This is a genomic window from Methylobacterium sp. 17Sr1-1, from assembly GCF_003173775.1.
Lineage (GTDB): Bacteria > Pseudomonadota > Alphaproteobacteria > Rhizobiales > Beijerinckiaceae > Methylobacterium.
This window is the reverse complement of the sequence record NZ_CP029552.1, coordinates 82,470-108,319: the sequence shown is the minus strand read 5'-3', so window position 1 is coordinate 108,319 and position 25,850 is coordinate 82,470. Positions and strand designations below refer to the sequence as shown.

Here is a 25,850-nt window from a genome sequence, read left to right as displayed (position 1 = left end):
TCGACGGCGAAGATCGCCGGGCATCCGCTTCACCCGATGCTGGTGCCGTTCCCGATCGTCTGCTTCGTCGGGGCCTTCGCCACCGATCTCGCCTATTGGCGCACCGCCGACATGCAATGGGCGAACTTCTCCGCCTGGCTGCTCGCCGCCGGGCTGGTCTTCGGGGTGCTGGCGGCGCTCGCCGGCCTCACCGACTTCCTGAGCCACCGCCGCGTGCGGGCGCAGAAGCCGGCCTGGGCGCACATGCTCGGCAACGTCCTGGTTCTCGGCCTGTCGCTGGTCAACGCGTTCGTGCACAGCCGCGACGCCTGGACCTCGGTGGTGCCGACCGGGCTGATCCTCTCGGGCGCCGTGGTGTTGATCCTGTGCGTCACCGGCTGGCTCGGCTGGGCGATGGTCTACCGCCACCGCGTCGGAGTGGCCTCATGAGCCCGCGCCTTTCCACACGCGTCGTCGGCTTCGCCCTGCTGCTCGCAGGCTGCCAGGACGAAGCCTTCGACGCACAGAGCCAGGTCGGCCCCGATCCGGTCCTGCCCGAGCCGCAGCAATACCTGCTGCCACCGATGCGCATCGCGCGTGCCGTCGGCTGGTCCGGAGAGGCAACGCCGAGCGTGCCCGAGGGCTTCCGGGTCAAGGCCTTCGCCACCGGCCTCGCGCATCCGCGCCAAGTCTCCGTCCTGCCGAACGGCGACGTGCTGGTGGTGGAGGCCAACGGCCCGAACGTCGAGCCGGTGCGGCGGCCGAAGGACCTGATCATGGGCTGGGTCAAGGCCTTCGCCGGCGCCGGCGCCAAGGGCGGCAACCGCATCACGCTGCTGCGCGACGCCGACGGCGACGGGACCCCGGAGGTGCGCAGCGTGCTCCTCGAGCACGTCAACTCGCCGTTCGGCGTGGCGCTCGTCGGCCAGGATCTCTACGTCGCGGCCACCGACGCGCTGCTGCGCTTCCCCTACCGCGAGGGCGACACGAAGATCACGGAGCCCGGCATAAAGGTCACCGACCTGCCGGGGGGCCCGATCGACCACCACTGGACCAAGGCGCTCGCCGCGAGCCCCGACGGGACCAAGCTCTATGTCGGCGTCGGCTCGAACAGCAACATCACCGAGCACGGGCTCGAGGCCGAGCGCGGCCGGGCCGAGATCTGGGAGATCGACCGGGCGACCGGCGCCCACCGCACCTTCGCCAGCGGCCTGCGCAACCCGACCGGCCTCGACTTCGAGCCGCAATCCGGCCGGCTCTGGGCGATCGTCAACGAGCGCGACGAGATCGGGCCGAACCTCGTGCCGGACTACCTCACCTCCGTGCGCGAGGGCGCCTACTACGGCTGGCCCTACAGCTACTGGGGCCAGCACGTCGACCCGCGGGTGCAGCCGCCGCAGCCGGACCTGGTGGCGAGCGCCGTCAAGCCGGATTACGCCCTGAGCTCCCACGTCGCGCCGCTGGGCCTCGCCTTCTCGCGCACCGACCGCCTGGGCGCCGACTTCCGCGGCGGGGCGTTCGTGGGCGAGCACGGCAGCTGGGATCGCCAGGAGTTCAACGGCTACAAGGTCGTCTATGTGCCTTTCGCCGACGGGCGGCCGAGCGGCAAGGCCCGGGACGTGGTGACGGGCTTCCTCGATCGCGAGAACCGGGCCCGCGGCCGCCCGGTCGGCGTCGCGGTCGATCCTCGCGGCGTGCTCCTCGTGGCGGACGACCTGGGCAACACGGTCTGGCGGGTGACGCCGGCCGGGCCGTGACCGCAGCCGATCCGGAGGTGAGACGGATGGAGCAGGCAGACCCCCATTCCTCGGGGATCCTCGCGTCCCGGCCCGGCGACGGACCGGCGGAGCCCGCGGCGGCCGGGACGCATCCTCTCGGCCTCGGCCGAAGACGGGACGGGGTCTTCAACGTTCCGGCCGGCGCCACGCGGCCGGTCCCCCTCCTGATCATGCTGCACGGGGCCGGAGCTTCGGCACAGGACGTCCTGCCCCTCGTTTCCGCGGCAGCGGAGGAGCACTCCGTGGCGGTGCTGGCACCCGATTCGCGCGGGGCGACCTGGGACGTCATCCAGCACGCCTACGGGCCGGACATCGATTTCCTCGACGCGGCCCTGGCCCGGGTCTTCGCGCAGGTGTCCGTCGATCCTCGGCGCATCGCCGTCGGGGGCTTCTCGGACGGCGCTTCCTACGCGCTCTCGCTCGGCCTCGCCAACGGCGACCTCGTCCGGGACGTCCTCGCCTTCTCGCCCGGCTTCGCTGCGCCGGCGCGCCGGAAGGGCGCCCCCCGCCTCTTCATCTCGCACGGGCGACAGGATCCGGTCCTGCCCTTCGAGCGCTGCGGCGACCGCCTGGCGACGGTGCTGGCGCAGTCGGGCTACGATGTCGCCTACCACCCGTTCAGCGGCGGCCACGTGGTCCCGACGGCGATCGTCGAGGCCGCGTTCCGCCGCTTCCTGGCCTGAGGCCGCGGAGGCTCACGAGAGCAGCCCGTCAACGAAAGGAACAGCCGGCATGGTCGTCTCGGTGGCCCGGACCCGGATCACGCCGCTCCTGCGGGAGCGGCTCGTGCCGTTGCCGGAGGTGGAGGATCCCGACTTCGCCGCCTTCGCCGACCGGTTCGCGCAGGCCCGGGTCGTGCTCCTGGGTGAGGCCACCCACGGCACCTCCGAGTTCTACCGGGCCAGAGCCGCCATCACGCAGCGCCTCGTCGCGCGCCACGGCTTCCGCGTCGTCGCGGTCGAAGCCGACTGGCCGGACGCGGCGAGGATCGACCGCTATCTCCGCCACCGGGCCGACACGCCGTACCCGGACGAGACCTTCGCCCGCTTCCCCACCTGGATGTGGCGCAACCGCGAGATCCTGGACCTCGCGCGTGGGCTGCGCGCCTTCAATGCGGGGCGAGAGGCGGCGGATCAGGTCCGCTTCCGCGGTCTCGACGTCTACAGCCTCGGCGCCTCGATGGCGGCCGTGCTCGACTACCTCGACCGGGTCGATCCTGCCGCGGCGCGCCAGGCCCGCGACCGCTACGGCTGCCTCTCGCCCTGGCACGCCAAGCCCGAACGCTACGGCCGCGAGGTGATGTTCGGCGCCAAGCACCCCTGCGAGGACGCGGTCACCGGCATCCTGCACGACCTCCAGGAGAAGCAGCTCGCCTACGCGGCTCAGGATCCGGATGCCTACCTCGATGCGGCGCAGAACGCCCGCATCGTGCGCGCCGCCGAGCAGTACTACCGCATCATGTACCGCGGCTCCGTCGAATCCTGGAACATCCGCGACCGGCACATGTTCGACACGCTCCGGCACCTGATGGCGGGCGGTCGCAAGGCGGTCGTCTGGGCCCACAACTCGCATATCGGCCACGCGGGCGCGACCGCGATGGGCTGGGAGGGCGAGTTCAACATCGGCGAACTCGCCAAGACGGCCTACGGCGACGAGGCGGTTCTCGTCGGCTTCGGGACCGACCGCGGCACGGTGGCGGCGGCCGACGACTGGGACGAGCCGATGCAGGTGATGACCGTCCGGCCGGTCCGGGACGACAGCCACGAGGCGTTGTTCCGGGAGGCGGGCCTGCCGCGCGCCTTCCTCGACCTGCGCGAGCCGGGGGCAGGCGCGCTGCGGGAGGCCTGGACCGCGCCGCGCCGCGAGCGGGCGATCGGCGTCGTCTACCGCCCACGCACGGAGCTGCAGAGCCACTATTTCGAGGCCGTGCTGCCCGAGCAGTTCGACGCCTATGTCTGGCTCGAGGAGACGCGCGCCGTCACGCCGTTGCAGGCCGGAGAGATCCGGTCCGGCGAGAGCGAGACCTTCCCGACCGGGTTGTGAGCCCGGCAAGCCGCTCGCGATTGCCGGAGCAGGGCCATGGCGAGGGCCGGATCACGGCGAGCGCTGGTCCAGCGCCCCGAGGAATGCCGAGAGGGCATCGCTGGCGGCGCCCTCGCGCCGGGGCGGTCGGTCCTCACGGCCGCGCGATGATCAGGCCCCCGGCGATCCCGGCGTCCCGGCGCAGGAATGCCGCGATCGCCGCCGCGATCTTCTCCCCACCCTGAACCGACGGCTCGATCGGGTTGGCGAAGTCCGCATCCTCGCCGCACAGCACCCGCAGGTCGAGGAGCGTGAGGCCGCGCGCGGCCGCCTCGCGCGTCACGACGTCGTTGAGGATCGCCAGGGCCGTCGCGGTCAGGCGTCGGCGGACCGGATCGGGATAGCGCGGGTCGTAGATGGTGCAGAGGGCCGTCGGGCGCCCGCGCGCCAGCACGGCGTCCAGCATCGCGCGGTACTCCGCGCGGAAGCGATCCTGCGTGCTCGCGAGCCGCTCGATCGCCTCCGCCACCGAGCGCACCGGTCCATCGAGCACGCCGGACGCGCGCAGGGCGTCGTTGCCGCCCGCGCTGACGACGAGGTGGGTCGCGTCGTTCGGCAGGCCGGCGAGCTGATCCGGCACGTCCGCCAGCACCGCCCCGTCGACCGCGAGCAGCGTCGCTCGCCCGCCGGGCAGGAGGGCGCGCAGCTGGCGTACCACATCGGGGCCGCCGCGCACGTAGGCGGCGTTGTCGAACACGGAATCGCCGATCAGGACCGCGTGCGTCATGGACCTCTCCGTTTCGGGCCTCTCGTCGCCTGCGCGTGCCGACACCCCTCGCGCGAGGAAGAGCACGGACGCTGCCAGGACCTCGCGCCGTCCCGGCCTCATCCGGTCAGGAAGGCGGTCAGCTCCGCCGCCACCCTCTCCGGCTCCTCGTGGTGGAGCCAGTGCGTCGCCTCGGGCAGCCACGCGATCCGGCCCTGCTCGCACAGCTCCAGGCAGGCGGTGGCGAGGCGGGGACTGAGCGCCGGATCCTTGCGGCCCCACAGGATCAGGGTCGGAACCGGGATCGGCGCGAGTTCGCGACGGTCCTTCAGCCGCATCGCCCGGTACCAGTTGAGCATGCCTTCGAGCGCGCCGGGCTGGGCCCAGGCCTCGCGGTAGCGGGCGATGTCCTCGTCCGTGAAGGTGCCCGGCCGGCTCGTCAGGTGCAGGGCTTGGCGCAGGGCGAGGAAGTCCGCCGCGCGCAGGGCCGCCTCGGGCAGGGCCGGCACCTGGAACAGGGCGAAGTAGACGACGCGCAGGGCCTGGATCGGGTGGCGGCGCGCGAAGGCCGCGAGCACGTCGGGATGCGGCGCGTTGAGGATCGCGAGCCGGTCGATCCGCTCGGGAGAGCGTGCGGCGAGCCACCAGCCGACGATGCCGCCCCAGTCATGCCCGACGAGCCGCACCCGCTCGGCGCCGTGCCGGTCGGCCAGGGCCAGCACGTCGTCGGCGACGCGGTCGAGATGGTAGGCGGCGATCTCCCGCGGCTTGTCGCTGCGGTTGTAGCCGCGCAGGTCGGGCGCCAGCACCCGAAGGCCCGCGGCGGCGAGCGGGCCGATCTGGTGCCGCCAGGCGAACCACGCTTCGGGAAAACCGTGGAGCAGGATCGTCAGCGGCCCGTCCGCCGGGCCGGCCGCGGCGACGTGCAGGGTCACGCCCGGAAGAGGGACCAGGGAGAGTTCGGGATCGGGCCAGGATGCCATCACGGAACCAGGAAGTCGTTGCTTGGCAAGGATGCCTCGGGCCCGCGCGGCGGGCATGGGCCTTGGGCCCGCGCGGCGGGCATGGGCCTTGGGCCCGCGCGGCGGGCATGGGCCTTGGGCCCGCGCGGCGGGCATGGGCCTTGGGCCCGCGCGGCGGGCATGGGCAACGTCCCCTCGCTGCGGCGGATCCCACCGCGAGGCGGGTGCGTTGGCGAGGTGATGCAACTCTATCTCGACTGTGACGGCGTACTGGCGGATTTCGACGCGGGCGCGACTCGCGTGCTCGGCTGCCCGCCGCGCGAGTACCAGCGGCGCCACGGCCCTGCGCGGTTCTGGGCCGCGCTCGCACGCGCACCGGACTTCTACGGGCAGCTCCCGCTGATGCCGGACGCGATGGCGCTGTTCGACGCCGTTCGGCCCCTGGAGCCGGTGATCCTCACCGGGTGCCCGCGCGGGACCTGGGCGCAGCCGCAGAAGCACCGCTGGGTTGCGGAGCACTTTCCGGGCACGCGCCTCATCACCTGCCTGGCGGTCGAGAAGCGTCTCCACTGCCGTCCGGGCGACGTGCTCATCGACGACACGCCGACCCACCGCGCCCTCTGGGAGGCGGCGGGCGGCATCTTCATCCTGCACCGCTCCGCCCGCGCCTCGCTGAAGGCCCTGGCGGCTCATTGGCCCGGCGGTCCGTCCGGCGGGGGACCCGCCGTCGCGTGACGCCGGCCTCGTGATCGCGAGGGACGCCAGGGCCCTCGACGAGGCGCGGGGGGATCCCGCCCTAGGGATCGCGGCGTGACCACTCAGCTCGTCGACTGCATGTTGGGATCGTCGCTCGGTCCGATCGGCGGCAGGGCGCCGGTACCCGGCGTCACGTCCGGATTCATGTGGCGCGGATCGGCGTGCGGGCCCGCCGCGGGCATCCGCGACGAGGCGTCGCTCAGGCGCCGGAGGGTCGCCGGCGGCGTCTCGGCTTCGGTCGCCGCGACGGTGTCGGCGCTGCCGCCCGCCACCGCGTCGAGCCGGGCCCGGTCGGAGGCGATCCGCACCACCTCCGCCTGCCAGTCGGGCTCGCGGTCCATCCGGCGCCGCAGGTCGTCGGGCCGCGCGACGTCGAGGGGATCGTCCTGCCCGAAATCCTGGCCGTTACGGTCGGTGTAGGGGTCGAAGTCGCGCAAGTTGCGGCGGGGCCGGGCAACCCTGCGGTCCGGTTCCGTCCCGGTCCGCTCCGGCCCACGGTCGCTCATCGCCACCAGGGCGAGTTCGGCGAGGCCGAGCGCCACCAGGAGGGCGCGGTCCTCGCGCCGCTCCCCGCGCATCAGCAGCCCGGCACCGACGAAGGAAAGGGCGCTCGCCGCGTCGAGGGCGAGATGCGCCCGCATCGAGAGGACGGGCAGGAGGCCGCCCTCGTGCCGCGTGAGGAGCGTGTAGGCGAGGTGCCAGACCGGACCGACGCTCATCACCCTGCGCGTCCCGGGGCCGCGCCCCTTCGTCCGACCGAGCGCCGCGATGAAGGCCGGAATGGCGTAGTCGCTGGCGGCGTGGAGGCGTCTGCTGATCACGCGGCGGCTCCCGTGGAGGTAGCGATGCGGTCGTCGCGCGCGGCGCGCGTGGTCAGTCCCGCGCCGATCTCGAGGACGCCCATGAGCACGTGCGGCCACGTCACCCGGTCGGCGAACCCGAACAGCCACGGCGAGACGACGAGCAGCAGCCCGGCCGCGACGTCGGCGCCGAGATGGACCGGCAGGGGGACGAGCTTGACGGCGGAGAGCTCGTAGTCGGTGCACAGGCTCATCAGCAGGAGCGCGGCGCCGACGGCCTGCATGACGTACTGCGCCGCCGTGCCGTCGGCGAAGCCGAGCAGATAGGGCAGCGCGATGAGCACGAGCCCGGCTCCGTAGTCGAGGATGGCGTGGACGCGTGAGGGAATGAACCGCATGGATCGCTCGCGAGAGGGGGCGGAGCCTCGAAGCGAGGTCCGGCCCGGGGAAGATCCACAGGCAGCGCGGAGACGATCGCCAGCGCGGGAGCAGCTGGCCGGGAATGATCGCTGGCCAGTGTGCCGGAACGCCTCCGCGCCGAGTGGGTTGGCTGCCTGCACAACAACACGAAAGCCGGCGTGCGCTCATTGACTTTCGTTAAATCGATTTCTCTTCATGAGGCAGCGATTTGATGAATGTTAAGCGCGGCACCAGACTTGCTGGACTTGTTTCAGCATGCGCGTCGGCGCGTTCCGTCGTAATCCCTTGAGGCAGCGCGACAGTCAGCGGGGATGAGGCATGGCGAGAGACGACAGGCCGAGCGATGACGGGGCGAGGGATTTCGCAGGACGGACGGTCGTGATCACCGGCGCGTCCAGCGGGATCGGATGGGCGGCCGCCCTGGCCTTCGCGCCCCGGGGCGCCGCCCTGGTTCTGGTCGCGCGTCGGCGCGCGCCGCTCGAACGGCTGGCGCGCCGTTGCGAGGACCTCGGCGCGAGGGCGCTCGCGATCGAGGCTGACGTGACCGATCCCGAGCGGATGCACGCCGTCGCGGAGGCGGCGCAGGCCGCCTTCGGTGGCATCGACGTCTGGATCAACGGCGCCGGCCTGAGCCTCTGGGGGGCGTTCGCCACCATCCCGATCGCGCATCAGAACCGCCTGATCGCCGTGAACCTGATCGGCGTGATGAACGGCAGCCACGCCGCTCTCCGGGTCATGCGCCCCCGCGGGCGCGGCGTGATCATCAACGTCTCGTCCTTCGGCGGCCGCCTGCCGATGCCGTTCGCGGCGGCCTACAGCGCCAGCAAGTACGGCGTGACCGGGTTCACGGAGGCGCTGCGCGACGAACTGGCGGCGAGTGCCATCGCGGTGTGCGGCGTCTACCCGGGCTTCGTCGACACGCCGACCGACATCCACTCGGCGAACTATACCGGGCGCGCCCTGCGGCCCGTCCCGCCCGTCCTCACTCCCGAGCGGGTGGCCGAGGCAATGGTGTCCCTCGCGCGCCGGCCCCGGCGGGCGGTCCGTCTCGGGCTGCACCACGCCCTCGCGGGTCCCTACGCGCTGGCGCCGGACACGACCGGGCGCGCCGTAGCGGGCCTCGCCCGCCGGTTCCTGCTGGAGTCCGGCCCGGACGCGCCACCGTCCGACGGGATCCTGTACGGTCCGATGCGCGAGGGGACCGGTGCGCGGGGCGGCTGGGGCCAGCCCACCCGCCGGGTTGGCCGCGCCACCGTATCGGCCCTCGCCGGGCTCGCGATCCTGGCCGGGCTGGTGGGTTTCGCGCGGCACAGGTTTGCAGGCAGGCCGCCGCGAGTCGCTGAGCGGTTCGGCGAGACCAGCCGTCGCCGGATGTGACGGCCCGCGTCGCGTTCATGCGCACCAGCCAAGTCCACGCAAGGTCAGGTCCGCGCGAGATTTCATCGCGATGATTAACGAGCGTGAACGCGCCTTCGCCGGGATTCGGGATGCTGGCCGGGCCACGCGCTCCCGGCACTCGAACCTGGCTGCCGATGAGTGGCCGCGTCCCGCCGCGCGTGAGCGAAAACCGCGCTTCGGGAGCAAGCTCATGCTGATGCGACGCAAAGGCACGGTTGAGGCGATCGGGCGAGAGCCGATGCGTCCCGGGAGCGCCGTGCCCCAGGAGGGAACGCCCGCCCTCGACCGTCGGAGCTTCCTCCGCCGCTCCGGCCTGACCGCCGGCGGGCTCGTGGGCCTCGGCTCGTTGCGGCTCGGAGCCGTGCGCCGGGCCGAGGCCGCCGGCTCCTCGGCGAACCCTGCCGAGACGGTGATCCGCAAGAACATCTGCACCCATTGCTCGGTCGGCTGCACCGTCACGGCGGAGGTGGTCCACGGGGTCTGGGTCGGCCAGGAACCGTCCTGGGAGAGCCCGATCAACCGCGGCGCCCATTGCGCCAAGGGCGCGGCGATCCGCGAGCTCGTCACCAGCGAGCGGCGCCTGAAATATCCGTTGAAGCTCGTGAACGGCGAGTGGCAGCGCCTCTCCTGGGACCAGGCGATCGAGGAGGTCGGCGACAAGCTCCTGGCGATCCGGGCGGAATCGGGCGCTGACTCCGTCTATTGGCTCGGATCGGCCAAGTACACCAACGAGGCCGCCTACCTGCTGCGCAAGTTCGGGGCGTTCTGGGGCACCAACAACGTCGACCACCAGGCCCGCATCTGCCACTCGACCACGGTGGCGGGCGTGGCCAACACCTGGGGCTACGGCGCCCAGACCAATTCCTACAACGACATCCGCAATGCCAAGACGATGATCATCATGGGCGGCAACCCCGCCGAGGCCCACCCGATCTCCATGCAGCACATCCTCTCGGGCAAGGAGATCAACCGGGCGAACCTGATCGTCATCGACCCACGCTTCACCCGCACGGCGGCGCACGCGACCGAGTACGTCCGCCTACGGTCGGGCACCGACATCCCGGTGATCTGGGGCATGCTGTGGCACATCTTCCAGAACGGCTGGGAGGATCGCGACTTCATCGCGAGCCGCGTCTACGGCATGGAGGACGTGCGCGAGGAAGTCGCGAAATGGACGCCCGACGAGGTCGAGCGGGTCTCCGGCGTGCCGGGAGCACAGCTGCGCCACGTCGCCGAACTGTTCGCCAAGGAGAAGCCCGCGACCCTGATCTGGTGCATGGGCGCGACCCAGCACACGGTGGGGACCGCCAACGTGCGGGCCTTCTGCATCCTGTGCCTGGCCACCGGCAATGTCGGCAAGCCGGGGACGGGCGCGAACATCTTCCGCGGCCACACCAACGTCCAGGGCGCCACCGACATGGGGCTCGATGTGACGAGCCTGCCGCTCTATTACGGCCTCGTCGAGGGCGGCTGGAAGCACTGGGCCCGGGTCTGGGAGGTCGAGTACGACTGGCTGCAGTCGCGCTTCGACGAGGTGCCCGCCACGGGGTCCCGCAAGGCGCGCTCGCGCAAGGAGAACATGGAGACCCCGGGGCTCACCTCGACCCGGTGGTTCGACGCCGTGAACCTGCCGGCAACCCAAGTCGACCAGAGCAGCCGGTTGCGCGCGATGATGATCTCAGGCCACGGCGGCAACACCGTCACGCGCCTTCCCGAGGCCCTCGACGGGCTCAACAAGCTGGATCTCCTGGTGGTGGCCGATCCCCACCCCACCACCTTCGCGGCCCTGAATGCCCGGCGCGACAACACCTACCTGATGCCGATCTGCACCTCGCTCGAGATGGACGGCTGCCGCACAGCCTCGAACCGCTCGCTGCAATGGGGTGAGCAGATCGTGAAGCCGGCCTTCGAGTCGAAGAACGACTACGAGTTCTTCTACCTGCTGGCGAAGAAGCTCGGCTTCGCGGAAGCGCTGTTCAAGAACATCAAGGTCGAGAACAACGTTCCCCTGGCGGAGGACATCCTGCGGGAGATCAACCGCGGCGGATGGTCGACGGGCTATTGCGGCCAGAGCCCGGAACGGCTGAAGGCCCATATCCGCAACCAGCACGTCTTCGACATCGTCACCCTGCGCGCGCCGAAGGACGCGCCCGAGGTCGGCGGCGACTATTACGGCCTGCCCTGGCCGTGCTGGGGCAAGCCCGAGATCCGGCACCCCGGCAGCGCCATCCTGTACAACACGGCGCTCCACGTGAAGGACGGCGGCGGCACCTTCCGGGCCCGGTTCGGCACCGAGCGCAACGGCCAGACGCTGCTCGCCGAGGACTCGTTCTCGCTCGGCTCCGACCTCACCGACGGGTATCCCGAGTTCAGCATGGCGGTGATGCGCAAGCTCGGCTGGGACCGGGAACTGACGCCGGAGGAACAAGCGGTCATCGCCCGGATCGGCGGCAGCAACCCGGACGCGGTGAACTGGTCGACCGACCTGTCGGGGGGCATCCAGCGGGTCTGCCTCGACCACGGCGTCATGCATTACGGCAACGGCAAGGCGCGGGCGAATGCCTGGAACCTGCCCGACCCGGTGCCGGTCCACCGCGAGCCGATCTATACGCCCCGGCCCGACCTCGTCGCGAAGTACCCGACCCGGCCGGACGAGCGGCAGTTCCGCATGCCGAATGTCGGCTTCTCGGTGCAGCAGGCGGCGGTCGAGCGCGGCATCGCTCAGGCGTTCCCGATCATCCTCACCTCGGGCCGCCTCGTCGAGTACGAGGGCGGCGGCGAGGAGACCCGCTCGAACCCCTGGCTCGCCGAGTTGCAGCAGGACATGTTCGTCGAGGTGAACACCCAGGACGCGGCCGAGCGCGGCATCAAGGACGGGCAGTTCGTCTGGGTCTACGGCCCGGAGAACGCCGCCAAAACCAAGGTGAAGGCGCTGGTCACCGACCGGGTCGCCAAGGGCGTCGCCTTCATGCCCTTCCACTATTCGGGCTGGTACCAGGGACGGGACATGCGGGAATACTACCCGCGCGACACCGACCCGGTCGTCCTCGGCGAGAGCGTGAACACCGTCACCACCTACGGCTTCGACCCGGTCACGGGGATGCAGGAGACGAAGGCGACGTTGTGCCAGATCCGGGCGGTCTAACGCCGGCCGCTGCCGGCACGGGGCGTCGAGCGGGAGATCTCTTTTGCTCGACGTACAAGCTTCGGGCTGGATATCCGGTGCCGCGCCGGAACACGCCGCGGAGACGCGTCTCCGCTCATCGGCCTCCCGATGCCGGCTATGCTTCGATCATCCCACGGATGACGGCGAGCGCCGATGCATCGGCCACATGGAAGGCGACCGGCAGGCTATCCTGTGGATCCTCGTTCTTTCCATATTCGAAGCGGTACTCGCTCTCTGAGTAAGTCTCCTCAACCCAGAGCAGGGCTTCGGCCACGTAAAAATAGTCGCCGCCTGTGATCTCTGGCCCACGATAAACATGCATAAGTTTCATAGCAAGATTCAGGTCTACAGCTGGCACTCAGGTGCATACGCACCGGAGAGTTCGAGGTTCATGGGTCATGCAAAACATATGATCAAATGGGAGGAAAAATATTGATCAGGCCAATCTTGGCAAAGCTTCCGTGGTCACGATCAGGCTCTCTGCTCGCAGGGAACCGGCGTGAGTCGGGGTTGGGACGCACCATCCGCTGGTGAAGTGCCCCGTAGAGAAGAGCCACACAGGGAGCCGTGGGCGCGCCTGTCAAAGGCGATCGGCAACGACGACGCGACGCATCGTCGTCATCGGAGGCAGCCTTGGAGGGCCGCCTAGGCGCTGGACTATTGCCCGTCGAGCGTACAACGCCCGCATGGCAGAACCACACCGCTCACGCCCGCCGTCACCGGTCGCTGAGCGGGCCTCGGGGGAACGGTCTGACCGATTGTACGCCATCCTGCGGAGAACCTGGCGCATCGATCGGTCCGAAGTCGACCCGGTCCCCCAGGATCCGGCGCGCCGACATGATCTTCTGGAGGGTCTGCCGGTTGTCACCACTGTGCCGCGCAAGATCCTCCAGGCGACGGAGTTCTTCGATCGTTCGTACGGTCAACGCGTCGCAGGATGCGTCATGATCATGCGCGAGTTCCAGGACGAGATCGCTGAGTTCGCCGTCGAGTTCGACATGCGCTCGTTCCACTGTCGTCGATCCCTATATGCCGGGTTGCTCCTAGGCCTTATTATGTATGATGCAGAGGTAGGCCCTCATTAACCTATGCATCGACCGCCGCGAAAGGTTATTTTCTGACATTGCACGCGCGCACGCACTCCCGCATCCGTGAACGAAGGGCCACGCGGCGGAGTCGTGGAGGTCCGTGGGGTTCGCATTGCAGGCAGGTCATCCGGCCGTCGCGACGAGTTTCGGGTCCGGGGACGGGCGCTTCACATGACAGGATCCAAGATATCAATGTTGGTCCAGCCGATGGCGGATCCAGTCCTGTGCCTCGCTCAGGTCGGCGAATTTGGGTTTCACGGGGTCGTCGGCGCCGTCGAACCCGGCTTCGAGAAACCATTTGCCCGCATCCTCGTCGTGATCGTCGGAGAGGCGGACCAGCACGGCGACGAGGAGGCCAGCTGCAAAGACCAGTTGCCCTTCCGTGTCATGGCTGCCCGTCTTCACGCGAACTGGCTGGAGGTGGAAGGTCATGTGGTTCTTCGTTCCAGATGCAGGTACGCAGGATCAAAGTCGCATGAGTCGGCAAGTTCCTGCCATTTGTTAATTTCCAGCCTTCCGCCCTGGAGGCTGATCCATTCCTTGCTGCGCAATTCCCTGAGGGTGCGGTTGACGTGGACGTTCGATAGCCCGAGCGCGTCGCCGAGCTCCGATTGCGTGAGCGGCAGCCGGCAGGCGTGGTCCCGCGCGAGCCCCATCGCCTGAAGCTTGAGGTACAGCTCGCAAAACAGGTGCGCGACGGCCTCGCTCGCCGTGCGGCGGCCCAGCCCGGTCATCCAGGCCCGAAAGATCGCGGCATCCACCAGCGTGTCGCGCCAGAGGATCGCCGCGATCCCGGGGAAGGCGGCCGTCAGGTCGAGGAGTGGTTCGTGCGGGATGAACGCCACGATGGCGGAACTCAGGGTACACACGCCGTGGTCCATGACCCGCATGTGCAGGCTGTGCAGGTCGGGGATGTCGCCCGGGATGTGGAACGAGAAGATCTGGCGCTTGCCCTCGCTGAGGAGCTGGTAGCGGCAGGCCCAGCCGTCCAGCAGCAGGCAGCATTGTGACGGCCTGTCCTTCTCGCGCACGATGTCCTGATGCGGGCCCAAGGGCCTGACCGTGACGGGCAGCTGCGCGATGGCCCGCCTCTCCTCGTCGGAGAGCTGCGCGATCCCGTCCAGCTTGCGAATGAGCATGTCCGTGGAGTGGTTCGGTATCGGGGCCACAGCGCCTCCACCTTGCTTTGCAGGTGGAAGCGCCCGTCTCTCCCTGCCGTCGGCACCTGGCTCGACCTAGCCGATGATGACCATGAAATACGTCATGGATCATGCCCGGCAACTGTCATTCGTCATATCGTTCTACTGGGTATGCTATCGAACAAAGGCTGTTCGAGGAGGATGCCGAACGATAGGAGGGCACTTTGTTATTTTTCGATGTGGCACCGGTTGCGCATCGAATCGCCGCTTCCACCCCCAGGGGACCATTCACATAGGCGAATGACGCTCCGGCCGTGCGGTGCGAGGCACGTCGTCCATCTGCTCACGGTCAGGCTCTGACCCGATGCGGCAATCGGGACGACCATGGCCCACCCGTTTCAGAACTGCCTTCTCCGCGCGCTGCCGGACGCCGACCTCGCGCTGCTCACGCCCCACCTCGTGCCCGTGCCGCTCGAGATCGGGACGGTCGTCGTCGGCGTGAACGAGCCGTTCACCCACGCCTACTTTCCCGAGGGCGGCCTGGCCTCGATCATCTCCAAGACTCATGACCAGCGTAATCTTGAGGTCGGCATCTTCGGGCGGGACGGCATGGTGAGCACGGCTCTCGTTCTCGGCGCCGACCGCACGCCGCACGAGACCTCGATCCAGGCACCCGGGACGTGGCTGCGCATCGAGGCCGACCGCCTGCGCGAGGCGATGCGGCAAAGCCCTGCCCTGACTGATCAGCCCCCACGAGGTGGCCCGAGTGGAATGTTAGTGGACCGTGGGCCTTTCCACCACGGGTAGCTTGGCCGGCGGAGCCGGTCGGGTGAGCGCAGCCGGCCAAGCGGTTAAGGCTGGGACGAACACCTCCGGGGCCGGCGGGCGGTAGCCGAGTGAGGCGTGCGGCCGAACCCCATTGTAGTGTCTCCTCCAGCTCTCGATCAGGATCTGCGCCTCCCGCAGAGAGTAGAAGATCTCCCCATTCAGCAACTCGTCCCGCAATCTCGCGTTGAAGCTCTCGATGTAGCCGTTCTCCCACGGTGAGCCAGGCGTGATGTAGGCCGTCTTTGCGCCCACGGCGGTGATCCACTTCTGCACAGATTGGGCGATGAACTCCGGTCCATTGTCAGAGCGAACGTGCGCAGGTACGCCACGCAGGATGAACAAGTCCGAGAGCACATCAATCACGTCCGGGGCCTTGAGCTTGCGCGCTACCCGGATCGCCAGGCACTCGCGGGTGAACTCGTCGATGACGTTCAGCAGGCGGACCTTGCGCCCGTCATGCGTGCGCGCCTCGACGAAGTCGTAGGACCAGACGTGGTTGCGGTGCTCGGGCCGCAGCCGGACACAGGAGCCATCCCCGTCCCACAACCGGCCCTTCTTGGGCTGGCGGGCCGGAACCTTCAGCCCTTCGCGCCGCCAGATCCGCTCGACCCGCTTGTCGTTGACCAGCCAGCCCGCCGCCCGCAGCAGGGCGGCGATCTTGCGGTAGCCGTAGCGGCCATACCGGCGCGCCAGCTCGACCAGGTCGGCCAGGAGCGCCGCCTCGTCGTCTCTCCCCCGCGGCACCTTGCGCTGCGTCGAGCGATGCTGGCCAAGCGCCCGGCAGGCGCGGCGCTCAGAGACGTGCAGGACGTCCCGGACATGCTCGATGCAGGCGCGCCGGCGCGCGGGGCTCAGAAGTTTCCCCGGGCGGCCTCCTGCAGGATCAGCTTGTCGAGGGTGAGATCCGCGATCGCCTTGCGCAGCCGCTGGTTCTCGGTCTCCAGCTCCTTCATCCGGCGCACCTGGTCGGACTTCAGCCCGCCGAACTCCTTGCGCCAGCGGTAGTACGTGACCTCCGTCACGCCGATGGCGCGGATCGCATCAGCCACGCTCTGCCCCTGCGAGACCAGCACGTCCACCTGCCGCAGCTTGGCCACGACCTCTTCCGGCTTGTGTTTCTTCGTTCCCATCGCGTCCGTCCTCCGTCGGCTCAGTGCCATACTTCAGGGCGGACCACTCCGATGGGGGCTGACCAGCGTGAGTAGAATGCGGAGCCCCACCTTCTCGCACAAGGCGAAGAGGTCGTCCCACAGCCGAACCATCGCTGGCACAAACCGACCAACAGGTTGCTCGATGTAGCGGTGACGGACTTGAGCATATTCGAGCATCAAGCGCAGGCAAGTGACACCGTGATCTGCCAGATAGGAGAGGTAAGCTTCAACGGCAGGGAGGTCGCGACGACGAAAGAGACCGGCGAGTTCGACCCAGCTGATGGCGTCGTTCTGACCGACCGGCGTCCAGGCAGCGCCCGTCTCGGTGGCGAAGTAGGGCGCGCCAAATTTCCCGACTTGGATCCAGGGTAGCGGTCCGGGCTCACGGCTTTCAAAACGACTATTTGTTTGGAAATCTGCCCTGCTATATTGATTAAAATCTATGATATCATCGACGGTTTCTTCTAGGTCGGCATTATGGGTGTGTTGCTCGCGCTCATCCATTTGGCAACAATCTCTCAATCATATCACGACCAGACGTCAGCAGTATTCAGGAATGGATGTTCGCGAAAGGCTATAAATTTGATCGCGTCGATTATTGCCTGCTTGACGGTCGCCTTGCTCACGTTCCACAGAACGTCCGATACCCAATGCCGCCACCTTTCGGGGCCTCGGCGTAATGCGCATGCATCGGCTGATCGTCGTATGGTCTTGAGAGAACCGCCAGAAGATTTTCGAAAGGTGCAAAATCTGCTCGCTCGATAGCAGCTTCGATCATCTCCTCCACGCGGTGATTGCGCGGGATGAAAGCCGGATTGACCGCGCGCATGGCGGCCGCCTTGGAAGACGCGTCGCCCGGCTCCTCGGCCTGCCGCTGTCGCCAGCGAACGGCCCAGCGGTCATACGCGGTCGGATCGACGAACAGGCTGCGCACCGCCTCGTCGGCCTCGGCCGCCTCGCAGGCTCGGCTCAGGTTCCGGAACGTGAGCGTGAAGTCGGCTTGGTTCTCGGCCATCAGCTTGAGGAGGTCTCCGGCCAGAGCTGGATCTCCTTCCTGCATGGTGGCGAGACCGAGCTTGCGATTGAGGCCGCCGTGGAAGGCGGCCTCGAACCGCGGCCCGAAGCTGCCGAGGGCCTCTTCGGCCTCGGTCACGGCTCGCGATTCGTCCGGATCCAGGAGCGGCAGCAGGGCCTCCGCCAGACGGCTCAGGTTCCACAGCGCGATCTGCGGCTGAGCGCCGTAGGCGTACCGTGCATGCCGGTCGATGGAGCTGAAGACGGTTCGAGGATGGTAGGCGTCCATGAAGGCGCAGGGGCCGTAATCGATGGTCTCACCGGCGACCGACATGTTGTCGGTGTTCATCACGCCGTGGATGAAGCCGACGAGCAGCCATCGGGCAACGAGATCGGCTTGGCGCGCGGCGACATCGGCGAGGAGGGCACGATACGGCTTCTCGGCCGCCCTGGCCTGCGGGTAGTGCCGATCCAGCACGTGGTCGGCCAGAGCGCGCAGGCCCGCGATGTCATCGCGCGCGGCGAAGAACTGGAAGGTGCCGACGCGGATGTGACTGGCCGCGATGCGGGTGAGGACCGCGCCCGGGAGCAGGGTCTCGCGGACGACGCGTTCGCCCGTTGCGACGGCAGCCAGTGCGCGAGTGGTCGGTATGCCCAGAGCCGCCATGGCCTCGCTGACCAAGTACTCACGCAGCACCGGACCGAGGGCTGCTCGCCCGTCTCCCCGGCGCGAGAATGGCGTCGGGCCCGAGCCCTTCAGTTGGATGTCGCGGCGCTGGCCGTCACGGTCGAGGATCTCACCGAGCAAGAGGGCGCGTCCGTCGCCGAGTTGCGGCACGAAATTCCCGAATTGGTGGCCAGCATAGGCGGTGGCAATCGGCTCGGATCCCTCGGCGAGGCGGTTTCCAGCCAAGATCTCGGTGCCCTCAGGACTCGCAAGCCAGTCTGGATCAAGGCCGAGGGTCATCGCGAGCGCGCGGTTCAGGCGGATCAGCTGCGGCTCGGCAACGGGCGTCGGCTGGGTGCGGGCGAAGAAGCGGTCAGGTAGGCGGGCGTAGCTGTTGTCGAACGGGATCTGGGGCTTCATGCGCGCACATGGGTATGAGGAGGCTGCAAAGGGCCAACGGTGAAAGCAGCGTCGGGTTCAAATCAGCGGATCTTTGCACTCGGTTTGCATTCGGTCTTTCAGGCTCGACTGTATGGATACCGATCGTTCCCAGATACCCGGACGGACCGCCGGCGCTGATGCGCTTGACGCGAGAGCCCAAGGATGCGGCAAATGTCAGGAGACCGTGTCAAGGCATCACATGTCCGGAACACCCCCGCGACCGGACATTCCCCACGGCAGCCGGGAGGGGCCGCGTCGGGGCAGCATTTCGCATGTCGTATAGTCGGCTGTGCACCATCGGCTGACCATGGTCGCCTGCCATCCGACGGTCTGGTCATCGGGTGCGAGAGCGCTTCACGATCACGCTGCAATCGCGAAGCTCTCTAGGTCTTTGATCCTGGCGCATTTTCTACGACGAACCGGCATCCACTTCGTCGGAAAATGCTCTAGCGGACGCGCGCGACTCGATCATGGGACGTGGCGCCGGACAGGCGAGGTCGGCCCGGTCCCCGCCGGCATGCCGGGGACCTGGTCGCAGGCGCCGGCGCTCAGGCTCTTCCCAAGAGGCGCTGCGTATTGTCCGCGACCAGTTCCCGGTAGCGCGCGACGACCTCACCGGGACTGCCCCCCGCCATCAGCGTGTTCGCTGCCTCCATCGAGGCCACGACCTTCTCGCCCACCATCGAGACCATCTCGGCCTGGGCCTCGGCCCCGCCCCAGGCGATCCGCACCAGCCGCAGTTCGATGACCTTCTGCGCCTCGAAGGCGAGCAGGAACGCGGCGCAGAAGGAATTGAGCATGGGGACTCCATCGGGATGATGCCGTTCGACAACGCCGCAAGCCTGCCGAATGTCCCTGGACGAAGGCACGGGCGCCGGTGCCGGTGCCGGTGGCGCATCCGGCGCCCGTAAAATGCCCGCATCGCGGCGCAGGAGCTGACCTTGGGCCCACGAGCGGGCCTTGCCCCAAGGTCTCGATACCGGCCAAGGTGGCGCGGCGCTCGCACTCGTGAGCCGACCGGCACGCGACGGACGCAACCAGGACACCATGACCCAGTACCTCGTCAGGCGTGCGAACGTCCTCGTCCTCGGCGTGCTGATCGCCATCGTCACCCTGGTCGGCGCGGTGACCTGGGAGCGGCTGAACGCCTCGCGCGACGCCCGCACCTGGTCTCAGCACAGCTATCGGGTGCTCGACACGACCAAGGACCTCGCCATCGCCTTGCGCGATGCCGAACGCGGCCAGCGCGGCTACGTCCTCACCGGCAGGGCCGAGTATCTCGGCCCCTACGACGCGGCGCGCGACCGCCTCGGCCTTCTCCAGGGCGAGCTCCAAAGGCTGACCGCGGACAACCCCGCGCAGCAGGCGCGCATCCGATTGCTGGCCCCGGCCATCCAGCACAAGCTGGAAGAGCTCGCCCAGACGCTGCAGGCGCGCCGCGACGGCGGCCTGGAGGCGGCCCTGCGCATCATCAACGGTGACGCCGGCCGCAACCACATGCGCGAGGCCGAGACCATCCTCGCCACCATGCTCACCGACGAGCAGCGGCTCCTCGACGAGCGCCTGGCGCAGAACGACGCCCGTGCGACCTGGGTGCGCTGGATGGTCATCGCCGGCTCAGGTCTGGCGGTCCTCACCCTGCTGTGGGCGGCCCGCCTCCTGAACCGGGCGTGGTCGCGCTCCTACAGGACCGAGGCCGAGCAGCGGGCGCTGGCCCTGCGCCTGCGCACCACGCTCGACAGCCTCAGCCAGGGCGTCGCGGTGTTCGGGCCCGACCGCAAGCTCGCGAACTGGAACGAGTGCTTCCAGGTCCTGCTCGACCTGCCGAAGGCAATGGTCCGGCCCGGCACTCCTTACGGCGCCTTCGTCGAGCACACCGGCGAACCCGGCCGTCCCGCGCTGGAGACCGAGGACCAGATCCGGCACGGCCGCCGGAATTCCGGTGAAGCCGTCACCTACGAGCGGGAGAACGCGGACGGCCATCACCTGGAGATCCGCCGGACGCCGATGCCGGACGGTGGCTTCGTCCTCACGGTCTCGGACATGACCAAGCGCGCCCAGGCCGAGGGCGTGCTGCGCGAGGCCCAGAAGATGCAGGCCATCGGCCAGTTGACCGGCGGCATCGCGCACGACTTCAACAACCTGCTGCAGGTCATCCTCGGGAACCTGGAGTTCATCCGGGCGAAGCTCGACGGCGACGCCAGGCTCCAGACGCGGATCGAGCGGGCGTCCTGGGCCGCCCAGCGCGGGGCGACCCTCACCGGCCAGCTCCTCGCCTTCGCCCGCAAGCAGCCGCTGGCGCCGGCCGCCATCGACCTCGCCGCGGCGATGCCGGACCTGATCCCGCTGCTGCGGCGGACCCTCGGCGAGACCATCGATGTCCGTTACGTCGAGACCGTCGGGCTGTGGCCCGCGATGGCCGACGCGGCGCAGTTGGAGAGCGCGGTCCTGAACCTCGCGCTCAACGCCCGCGACGCGATGCCGGGCGGCGGGCGCCTCACCATCGAGCTCGGCAACAAGGTCCTCGACGAGGAGTACGTCCGCCGGCACGCCGAGACCCTGCCGGGCGACTACGCCATGGTGGCGGTCTCCGATACCGGCCACGGCATGACCCCCGACATCGTCAAGCGGGTGTTCGAGCCGTTCTTCACGACCAAGCCCGACGGCAAGGGCACGGGGCTCGGCCTCGCCATGGTGTTCGGCTTCGTCAAGCAGTCGGGCGGGCACGTGAAGATCTATTCCGAGCCCGGCGAGGGCACGACGGTGAAGCTCTACCTGCCGCGCGCGGTCGGTGCCGCGGCAGTACCGGGCCCGCGGTCCGGAAGCCCCGTCGATCTGCCGCGCGGGTCGGGGACGGTCCTGGTGGTGGAGGACGAGGCGGCGGTTCGCGAGATCGCCTGCGCGATCCTGGCCGATCTCGGCTACCGCGTCCTGGAAGCCGCCGACGGCGAGGAGGGCTTGAGGATCTTCGGCGCCAACGTCGCGACCGTCGACCTGCTGCTCACCGACGTGATCCTGCCCGGCAAGGTGCGGGGGCGCGAGCTCGCCGAGCGGGTGCAGGCCCTACGACCCGAGGTCCGGATCGTGTTCATGTCCGGCTACACCGAGAATTCCATCATCCACCACGGCCGGGTCGACGACGGGGTGCATCTCATCTCCAAGCCGTTCAAGCGCGAGCAGCTCGCCCGGAAGGTCGCCGAGGTGCTCGGCTCCGCCGGAGCGGAGGTGCCCGAGACCGCCAACGTGGTGGCCTTGCGCCCGGTCAAGGGCGCAGGGTCGTAACGTCGAGCCTTAGAGCATTTTCCGACGAAGTGGATGCCGGTTCGTCGAGGACAATGCGTTAAAACAAAGACTTAGAGAACTTCGCGATTGCAGCGCGATCGTGAAGTGCTCTAGCGTCGGCGGATCGGGCAGGGGGCTGTGGCGCCGGGGGCTCGCCGGGCGGATCCCCCTCGGGCGGGGCCGGGTCCGGCGGCGGGTCGCCGATGGGCGGCAATGAAACGTCTCCCGGCCGCGGCGTGTCCGATCGCACGTCGTCCCCCTCCGAGGCGCCCTCGGGTAAGGGCGAACGCGTGACGCCGCCGAACGTCGCAGCCGGCGCCACGCCGCCTGCGCCCTGTCGCGGCGTTATCCGCCTTGGGACCATTGTCCCCGCGCCGGTGCGGACGACACCCACGCCCGGAGGGGGCCATGGACGCAGGGATCGAGAGGCTGCGGCGGCGCGAGCGCGAAGCCCGGGTGGTCCTGCTGGAGACCGAGCGGCAGGATGGCCTTCGCCGGCCCGCGCCCGGACAACGGACGTTCGCGGCGCCGGGGGTCTCCTGTTCACGGCAGCGGAGAAGACCCGCATGCCGCAGATCATCACCGATCCCAACCTGCCGGACAATCCCATCGTCTTCGCCAACCTGGCCGAGATCGAGCGCATCCCCGTTCGCTTCGAGGTGGTCTTTTCCGACGTGATGATGCCGGGGATGAACGGCCTGGAGCTTGCCGGCGAGATCCGCCGGCGACGGCCCGACCTGCCGATCGTCCTGACCTCCGGCTGCAGCGACGTGCTCGCAGCGGAGGGCACCCATGGCTTCGCCCTGCTACGCAAGCCATACTCCGTGGCCGACCTGTCCCGCGTCCTGCGCCGCGCGGTTCAGGATGCCGGGAAGCATCAGGACGGGAAGGCGCGCAGCAGGTCCGCCGCGCCGTAGGGCTTCTTGACCACCGGCACCTCCGCGAGGTCCGGCGGGATGCGGAAGCCGTCGCCGTAGCCGGTGGCGAAGGCGTAGGGAATACCGAGCGCGAACAGCCTGCGCGCGACGGCGATGCTCGTCTCGCCGCCGAGGTTGACGTCGAGCAGGGCGCGGTCGGGCGGCGCGGCGTCGATCAGGCGGAGCGCCTCGCGGGTCGAGGAGGCCATGTCGACCGCGGCGGCGCCGAGCGAGACGAGCAGCTCCTCCGTCTCGAGCGCGATGATCATGTTGTCCTCGACGACCAGCGTCGTTCCCGCAAGGCTGCGCGGCGTCACGGCCGCTGCAGGTTTCGCGGCCTTGACGGCGGCCTGCGGCGCGATCCGCACGAGGGATGGGGGAAGCGTGAAGCGCGCCTCGACGCCCGACAGTTCGTAGCGCACCTCGGCCTCACCCTTGAGCTCGTAGGGGATGGACCGCTCGATGATGGTGGCGCCGAAGCCGCGCCGGGTCGGGGCCCGCACCGGCGGGCCGCCGCTCTCGCGCCACTCGATCACCAGATGGTCGAGGGCGTCGCGGTGCCAGCGGACATCGACCCGCCCGAGGCTGTCGCAGAGCGCACCGTACTTCGCCGAGTTCGTCATCATCTCGTGCACGACCAGCGCGACGGTCGAGAACGCCTGGGGCTCCAGCAGCACGTCGACGCCGTCGAGGACGACGCGGTCGGCCTTGGGCCCGAGATACGCCGCGGCTTCCAGCGCAACCAGGTCGCGCAGCGACCCCGGGCCCCAATTGGACGAGGTGATCTGGTCGTGGGCCCGCGCCAGCGCCTGGATGCGATCGCCGACCGTGGCCGCGAAGGCGCTGTCCGCCCCGTCCTCCGTCCGGCTCTGCGTCACCACCCCGCGGATCAGGTTCAGGATGTTGCGGACCCGGTGGTTGAGCTCGGCGATGAGCAGTTCCTGGCGCTCCTGCGCTCCCTTGCGCTCCTTCTCGGCGGAATCGGTCAGGCGGAGGATCACTTCGAGCAGGGTGATGCGCAGCGCCTCGGCGGTCCGCATCTCCATGTCCGACCAGGGAAGGGAGCGCCCATGCACGGTCTCGCGCCACGCCTCGAAGCTCTTGCGCGGCGTCAGGCGGATGCCGTTCGGTCCGGGGACCACCGGCTTCACCGGATTGCCCGCCCATGTCACGGTCCGCGAGACCTCCCGCCGGAAGTAGACGAGGAAGTCCCGGGGTGTTCGGGACACCGGTATGGCGAGCATGCCCGCCGCCCGTTCGGTGAAGTCGCGGCCCGGCTCGTGGACGCGCCCGATCTCGTCGGTCGCGTAGGCCTTGCTGGCGGCCGTGCGGTTGAGGAAGCGCACCAGCCCGGCGAACTCCTCGGCCGTCGGGGTCGCGCCCTGCAGGGTGATCTCGCCGTTCACCCACAGGCCGACCCCGTCGCAGGGCAGGATGGCCGACAGGTCGTCGAGGAATTCGGACAGGTGCTCCAGGTTGGTTCCGCCGGAGGCCAGCGCGCCAAGGAGGCGGTTGTGCAACTCGCGCGAGCGGACCTCTCGCTCGGCGTCGGCCTCTCGCTCGCGGGCCTCGAGCAGCCAGGAGAACATCTGCCCGAACAACTCGGCGCCGGTCCGGCGTTCCAGGGAGATGTGCCGCGGCTCGGTGTGGTGGCAGGCGAACAGGCCCCACAGCCGGCCATTGCGCAGGATGGACACGGAGAGCGAGGCCGCCACCCCCATGTTGCGCAGGTATTCGAGATGGATGGGCGAGACCGTCCGAAGGGTCGACAGCGACAGGTCGAGGGGCATCCCCTCGGGGTCGCGCGGCGGCAGCACGGCGGCGCCCGGCGCGTCGACGTCGGCGATGATGCGCAACCAGTTGCGCTCGTAGAGGGCGCGGGCCTGCTTCGGGATGTCGGACGCCGGGTAGTGCAGGCCGAGATAGGAGTCGAGCCCGGACCGTACCGACTCGGCGATGACCTCGCCCGAATGGTCCCCGGCGAAGCGGTAGACCATCACGCGGTCGAAGCCCGTCAGCGCACGCATCTGCCGTGCGGCTTCGCGGCAGAGGGGGGCGAAACCGACGGTCTGCTGCAGGCGCGTGACCATGCCCCGCACGAGGTTGCCGGCACTCAGGTGTTCGGTGGCGCTCGGCTCGGCCTCGATGACGATGGTGGTGCCGGACATGTGGAGGGCCACGTCGAACTGGGCGCCGCCCGGCAAGAGCTGCAGGCCGAACATCCGGTCGACGGCATCGGGGCTGCGCAGGGTCTGCAGCTGACCGCGGATCGCATGGATGGCCTCGCGGTCGAGGACGCTGTCCAGGGGCAGGCCGAGGATGCCCTCGGCGGTGAGACCGAGCCAGGTGGCGACGTTGTCCGAGGCGCGGGTGACGATCCAGTCCGCCGAGACGCCGACGAGGAACCCGAATTGCTGCACCGAGCCCAGGATATGGATCGGCTCGCGGTCGCAGGACGAGAGATCGACTTCGGGCTCCGGCTGTGTTGCGTTCCGTGGGTTCATTTGCCCGCGAGCGTGTTGGACGTGGCAGGTTGGCTGCCGACCGCTTATCGGTCCCGGCGCGGATGGTGGCAAGGTCCACCGTTGTCGCGAAGCGGGAGCGGCCGGGGAGCCGCTCCCGGGACCCATCGCCTAGGGTGTGCGGCACTCCATTGCCGCCGTGACCTCGATCACGCTGAGGGCCCTGCGGCGGACCTCGAGCGATGCGTTCGGGCTGTCCGAGACGGCGGTCGCCTCGCGCTTGAGCGTCGCGTCGCAGGCGCATGAACCGTACCCGGCCGCATCGTAGCAGGCGTCATGGCGCATGCACGCGGCGTCGAGATCGTCGGTCGGAGGCAGGCCCTCGCCGCGCTGCCCCTTCCCACAGTAGTTCCCGTGGAAGAGTTCCTTGCCGGCCACGACGCGGCCGAGGTCGCCCTTCGGCGGCGCCGGCGGCTCGGCGCGGCCGCCGGGGTTGAGGTCGTTGGCCGGCCCGCCGGCCTTGGAGCCGGAGGCGCGCAAGGCTTTCGGGATGCCGGATCTCCCGCCGGGCTCGTTCAGGGCCTCGCCGCCGCGGCCGTTCGGATCGGAGAGTTCGGTGAGCGGCGGAGGTGGTCCCTGGCGCGGCTCGTCCGCCGCGGCGGATGCCGCGGGCACGTCCTGGACCTCTTGAGCGAGGACCGGGTTCGGGCCGGACGCGAGCAGCAGCACGAGCAGGGCGAGGAAGGATGGTCTCACGGACGGCTCCGGGATCAGCGGTCCTCCCAACTCGAAGCTCGGCATTTCCGTTCCAAGA

The 25,850-nt window shown here is 69.3% G+C and carries 23 protein-coding genes and 1 pseudogene; 10 read left to right on the top strand and 14 right to left on the bottom strand.

The genetic code is table 11. From position 1 onward, the window contains the following. The first annotated feature begins 36 nt into the window (after nt 1–36). From DK412_RS00495 to DK412_RS00480, 4 genes are read left to right on the top strand one after another with little or no spacing between them, the layout of a single operon-like run. A complete protein-coding gene (locus DK412_RS00495; RefSeq protein ID WP_245447681.1) occupies nt 37–429 on the top strand; it encodes a DUF2231 domain-containing protein in 393 nt (130 codons plus the stop codon). Beyond that, entirely contained in the window at nt 426–1,736 is a 1,311-nt protein-coding gene (locus DK412_RS00490) for a sorbosone dehydrogenase family protein (RefSeq protein ID WP_109970334.1), read from the top strand. Before DK412_RS00495 ends, DK412_RS00490 begins: the two co-directional genes overlap by 4 nt. Nucleotides 1,737–1,762: 26 nt before the next feature. Continuing rightward, the gene (locus DK412_RS00485) at nt 1,763–2,440 is read left to right on the top strand and encodes an alpha/beta fold hydrolase (RefSeq protein WP_109970333.1); all 678 of its coding nucleotides are present in this window, start codon (nt 1,763–1,765) and stop codon (nt 2,438–2,440) included. 49 nt (nt 2,441–2,489) lie between these two features. Next, nucleotides 2,490–3,800: an erythromycin esterase family protein gene (locus tag DK412_RS00480; protein ID WP_109970332.1), complete on the top strand. Its 1,311-nt coding sequence runs from the start codon at nt 2,490–2,492 to the stop codon at nt 3,798–3,800. 133 nt (nt 3,801–3,933) lie between these two features. Here the strand turns inward: DK412_RS00480 and DK412_RS00475 are convergent, their stop codons facing one another. Then, nucleotides 3,934–4,566 (bottom strand): GDSL-type esterase/lipase family protein, encoded by a 633-nt coding sequence (locus tag DK412_RS00475; protein ID WP_109970331.1) that lies wholly within the window; start codon nt 4,564–4,566, stop codon nt 3,934–3,936. 98 nt (nt 4,567–4,664) lie between these two features. Continuing rightward, nucleotides 4,665–5,528: an alpha/beta hydrolase gene (locus tag DK412_RS00470; RefSeq protein WP_109970330.1), complete on the bottom strand. Its 864-nt coding sequence runs from the start codon at nt 5,526–5,528 to the stop codon at nt 4,665–4,667. Between the two features lie 219 nt (nt 5,529–5,747). Here DK412_RS00470 and DK412_RS00465 point away from each other — a divergent pair, with 219 nt between their 5' ends. After that, nucleotides 5,748–6,242: a hypothetical protein gene (locus DK412_RS00465; RefSeq protein ID WP_348629357.1), complete on the top strand. Its 495-nt coding sequence runs from the start codon at nt 5,748–5,750 to the stop codon at nt 6,240–6,242. An 83-nt stretch (nt 6,243–6,325) separates the two neighbouring features. Here DK412_RS00465 and DK412_RS30770 read toward each other — a convergent pair whose 3' ends face one another. Further along, nucleotides 6,326–7,084, bottom strand: a complete 759-nt coding sequence (locus DK412_RS30770; protein WP_245447362.1) for a hypothetical protein — start codon at nt 7,082–7,084, stop codon at nt 6,326–6,328. Continuing rightward, entirely contained in the window at nt 7,081–7,461 is a 381-nt protein-coding gene (locus DK412_RS00455) for an SPW repeat protein (RefSeq protein ID WP_109970328.1), read from the bottom strand. Before DK412_RS00455 ends, DK412_RS30770 begins: the two co-directional genes overlap by 4 nt. Nucleotides 7,462–7,801: 340 nt before the next feature. Here DK412_RS00455 and DK412_RS00450 point away from each other — a divergent pair, with 340 nt between their 5' ends. Both DK412_RS00450 and DK412_RS00445 read left to right on the top strand, forming a co-directional pair. Beyond that, nucleotides 7,802–8,860, top strand: a complete 1,059-nt coding sequence (locus DK412_RS00450) for an SDR family NAD(P)-dependent oxidoreductase (RefSeq protein ID WP_109970327.1) — start codon at nt 7,802–7,804, stop codon at nt 8,858–8,860. Between the two features lie 259 nt (nt 8,861–9,119). After that, nucleotides 9,120–12,026 carry a formate dehydrogenase subunit alpha gene (locus DK412_RS00445; RefSeq protein ID WP_245447361.1) on the top strand — a complete coding sequence of 969 codons (2,907 nt, stop codon included), beginning with the start codon at nt 9,120–9,122 and terminating at the stop codon, nt 12,024–12,026. Between the two features lie 136 nt (nt 12,027–12,162). Here the strand turns inward: DK412_RS00445 and DK412_RS00440 are convergent, their stop codons facing one another. The 4 genes from DK412_RS00440 to DK412_RS00425 all read right to left on the bottom strand — a co-directional run bounded on the left by DK412_RS00440 (nt 12,163) and on the right by DK412_RS00425 (nt 14,274). After that, nucleotides 12,163–12,321 (bottom strand): hypothetical protein, encoded by a 159-nt coding sequence (locus DK412_RS00440; RefSeq protein ID WP_162596062.1) that lies wholly within the window; start codon nt 12,319–12,321, stop codon nt 12,163–12,165. A gap of 442 nt (nt 12,322–12,763) precedes the next feature. Next, nucleotides 12,764–13,060 (bottom strand): hypothetical protein, encoded by a 297-nt coding sequence (locus DK412_RS29895; RefSeq protein WP_162596061.1) that lies wholly within the window; start codon nt 13,058–13,060, stop codon nt 12,764–12,766. A 264-nt stretch (nt 13,061–13,324) separates the two neighbouring features. Further along, nucleotides 13,325–13,567: a hypothetical protein gene (locus DK412_RS00430; RefSeq protein ID WP_109970323.1), complete on the bottom strand. Its 243-nt coding sequence runs from the start codon at nt 13,565–13,567 to the stop codon at nt 13,325–13,327. Next, nucleotides 13,564–14,274, bottom strand: a complete 711-nt coding sequence (locus tag DK412_RS00425; RefSeq protein WP_109970322.1) for a Crp/Fnr family transcriptional regulator — start codon at nt 14,272–14,274, stop codon at nt 13,564–13,566. The genes DK412_RS00430 and DK412_RS00425 overlap by 4 nt, the downstream gene beginning before the upstream one ends. Before the next feature lie 384 nt (nt 14,275–14,658). On the opposite strand from DK412_RS00425, the gene DK412_RS00420 reads away from it, so the two are divergent. Beyond that, nucleotides 14,659–15,081 carry a cyclic nucleotide-binding domain-containing protein gene (locus DK412_RS00420; RefSeq protein WP_109970321.1) on the top strand — a complete coding sequence of 141 codons (423 nt, stop codon included), beginning with the start codon at nt 14,659–14,661 and terminating at the stop codon, nt 15,079–15,081. On the opposite strand, the gene DK412_RS00415 is transcribed toward DK412_RS00420, so the two are convergent. The 4 genes from DK412_RS00415 to DK412_RS00400 all read right to left on the bottom strand — a co-directional run bounded on the left by DK412_RS00415 (nt 15,049) and on the right by DK412_RS00400 (nt 19,175). After that, a protein-coding gene (locus tag DK412_RS00415) for an IS3 family transposase (RefSeq protein WP_109970320.1) occupies nt 15,049–16,232 on the bottom strand; the annotation gives its coding sequence in 2 pieces (ribosomal slippage) (nt 15,049–15,968 and nt 15,968–16,232; 1,185 coding nt in all). The two genes, DK412_RS00420 and DK412_RS00415, sit on opposite strands and share 33 nt — an antisense overlap. 33 nt (nt 16,233–16,265) lie before the next feature. Beyond that, nucleotides 16,266–16,757 carry a hypothetical protein gene (locus DK412_RS00410; RefSeq protein WP_245447360.1) on the bottom strand — a complete coding sequence of 164 codons (492 nt, stop codon included), beginning with the start codon at nt 16,755–16,757 and terminating at the stop codon, nt 16,266–16,268. Nucleotides 16,758–16,875: 118 nt separating this feature from the next. Further along, the gene (locus tag DK412_RS00405) at nt 16,876–18,354 is read right to left on the bottom strand and encodes a protein adenylyltransferase SelO (protein ID WP_109970319.1); all 1,479 of its coding nucleotides are present in this window, start codon (nt 18,352–18,354) and stop codon (nt 16,876–16,878) included. Between the two features lie 569 nt (nt 18,355–18,923). After that, the gene (locus DK412_RS00400) at nt 18,924–19,175 is read right to left on the bottom strand and encodes a hypothetical protein (RefSeq protein ID WP_109970318.1); all 252 of its coding nucleotides are present in this window, start codon (nt 19,173–19,175) and stop codon (nt 18,924–18,926) included. A 160-nt stretch (nt 19,176–19,335) separates the two neighbouring features. Here DK412_RS00400 and DK412_RS00395 point away from each other — a divergent pair, with 160 nt between their 5' ends. After that, nucleotides 19,336–21,657 carry a CHASE3 domain-containing protein gene (locus tag DK412_RS00395; protein ID WP_245447359.1) on the top strand — a complete coding sequence of 774 codons (2,322 nt, stop codon included), beginning with the start codon at nt 19,336–19,338 and terminating at the stop codon, nt 21,655–21,657. A 623-nt stretch (nt 21,658–22,280) separates the two neighbouring features. Continuing rightward, nucleotides 22,281–22,574: pseudogene (locus DK412_RS00390) on the top strand (response regulator); the annotation flags it as partial. On the opposite strand, the gene DK412_RS00385 reads toward DK412_RS00390, so the two are convergent. Then, complete coding sequence (locus tag DK412_RS00385) at nt 22,535–25,078, bottom strand: HWE histidine kinase domain-containing protein (RefSeq protein ID WP_109970316.1); 2,544 nt, start codon at nt 25,076–25,078, stop codon at nt 22,535–22,537. The pseudogene DK412_RS00390 and the gene DK412_RS00385 overlap by 40 nt on opposite strands. A 129-nt stretch (nt 25,079–25,207) precedes the next feature. Further along, entirely contained in the window at nt 25,208–25,792 is a 585-nt protein-coding gene (locus DK412_RS00380; RefSeq protein WP_109974974.1) for a hypothetical protein, read from the bottom strand. Between the last annotated feature and the right edge of the window lie 58 nt (nt 25,793–25,850).

Coding starts and splice junctions, on each gene's coding strand:
- DK412_RS00495 (WP_245447681.1), top strand. CDS start 37: ATGCTGGTGCCGTTCCCGATCGTCTGCTTCGTCGGGGCCTTCGCCACC.
- DK412_RS00490 (WP_109970334.1), top strand. CDS start 426: ATGAGCCCGCGCCTTTCCACACGCGTCGTCGGCTTCGCCCTGCTGCTC.
- DK412_RS00485 (WP_109970333.1), top strand. CDS start 1,763: ATGGAGCAGGCAGACCCCCATTCCTCGGGGATCCTCGCGTCCCGGCCC.
- DK412_RS00480 (WP_109970332.1), top strand. CDS start 2,490: ATGGTCGTCTCGGTGGCCCGGACCCGGATCACGCCGCTCCTGCGGGAG.
- DK412_RS00475 (WP_109970331.1), bottom strand. CDS start 4,566: ATGACGCACGCGGTCCTGATCGGCGATTCCGTGTTCGACAACGCCGCC.
- DK412_RS00470 (WP_109970330.1), bottom strand. CDS start 5,528: ATGGCATCCTGGCCCGATCCCGAACTCTCCCTGGTCCCTCTTCCGGGC.
- DK412_RS00465 (WP_348629357.1), top strand. CDS start 5,748: ATGCAACTCTATCTCGACTGTGACGGCGTACTGGCGGATTTCGACGCG.
- DK412_RS00455 (WP_109970328.1), bottom strand. CDS start 7,461: ATGCGGTTCATTCCCTCACGCGTCCACGCCATCCTCGACTACGGAGCC.
- DK412_RS00450 (WP_109970327.1), top strand. CDS start 7,802: ATGGCGAGAGACGACAGGCCGAGCGATGACGGGGCGAGGGATTTCGCA.
- DK412_RS00445 (WP_245447361.1), top strand. CDS start 9,120: ATGCGTCCCGGGAGCGCCGTGCCCCAGGAGGGAACGCCCGCCCTCGAC.
- DK412_RS00430 (WP_109970323.1), bottom strand. CDS start 13,567: ATGACCTTCCACCTCCAGCCAGTTCGCGTGAAGACGGGCAGCCATGAC.
- DK412_RS00425 (WP_109970322.1), bottom strand. CDS start 14,274: ATGCTCATTCGCAAGCTGGACGGGATCGCGCAGCTCTCCGACGAGGAG.
- DK412_RS00420 (WP_109970321.1), top strand. CDS start 14,659: ATGGCCCACCCGTTTCAGAACTGCCTTCTCCGCGCGCTGCCGGACGCC.
- DK412_RS00410 (WP_245447360.1), bottom strand. CDS start 16,757: ATGGATGAGCGCGAGCAACACACCCATAATGCCGACCTAGAAGAAACC.
- DK412_RS00405 (WP_109970319.1), bottom strand. CDS start 18,354: ATGAAGCCCCAGATCCCGTTCGACAACAGCTACGCCCGCCTACCTGAC.
- DK412_RS00400 (WP_109970318.1), bottom strand. CDS start 19,175: ATGCTCAATTCCTTCTGCGCCGCGTTCCTGCTCGCCTTCGAGGCGCAG.
- DK412_RS00385 (WP_109970316.1), bottom strand. CDS start 25,078: ATGAACCCACGGAACGCAACACAGCCGGAGCCCGAAGTCGATCTCTCG.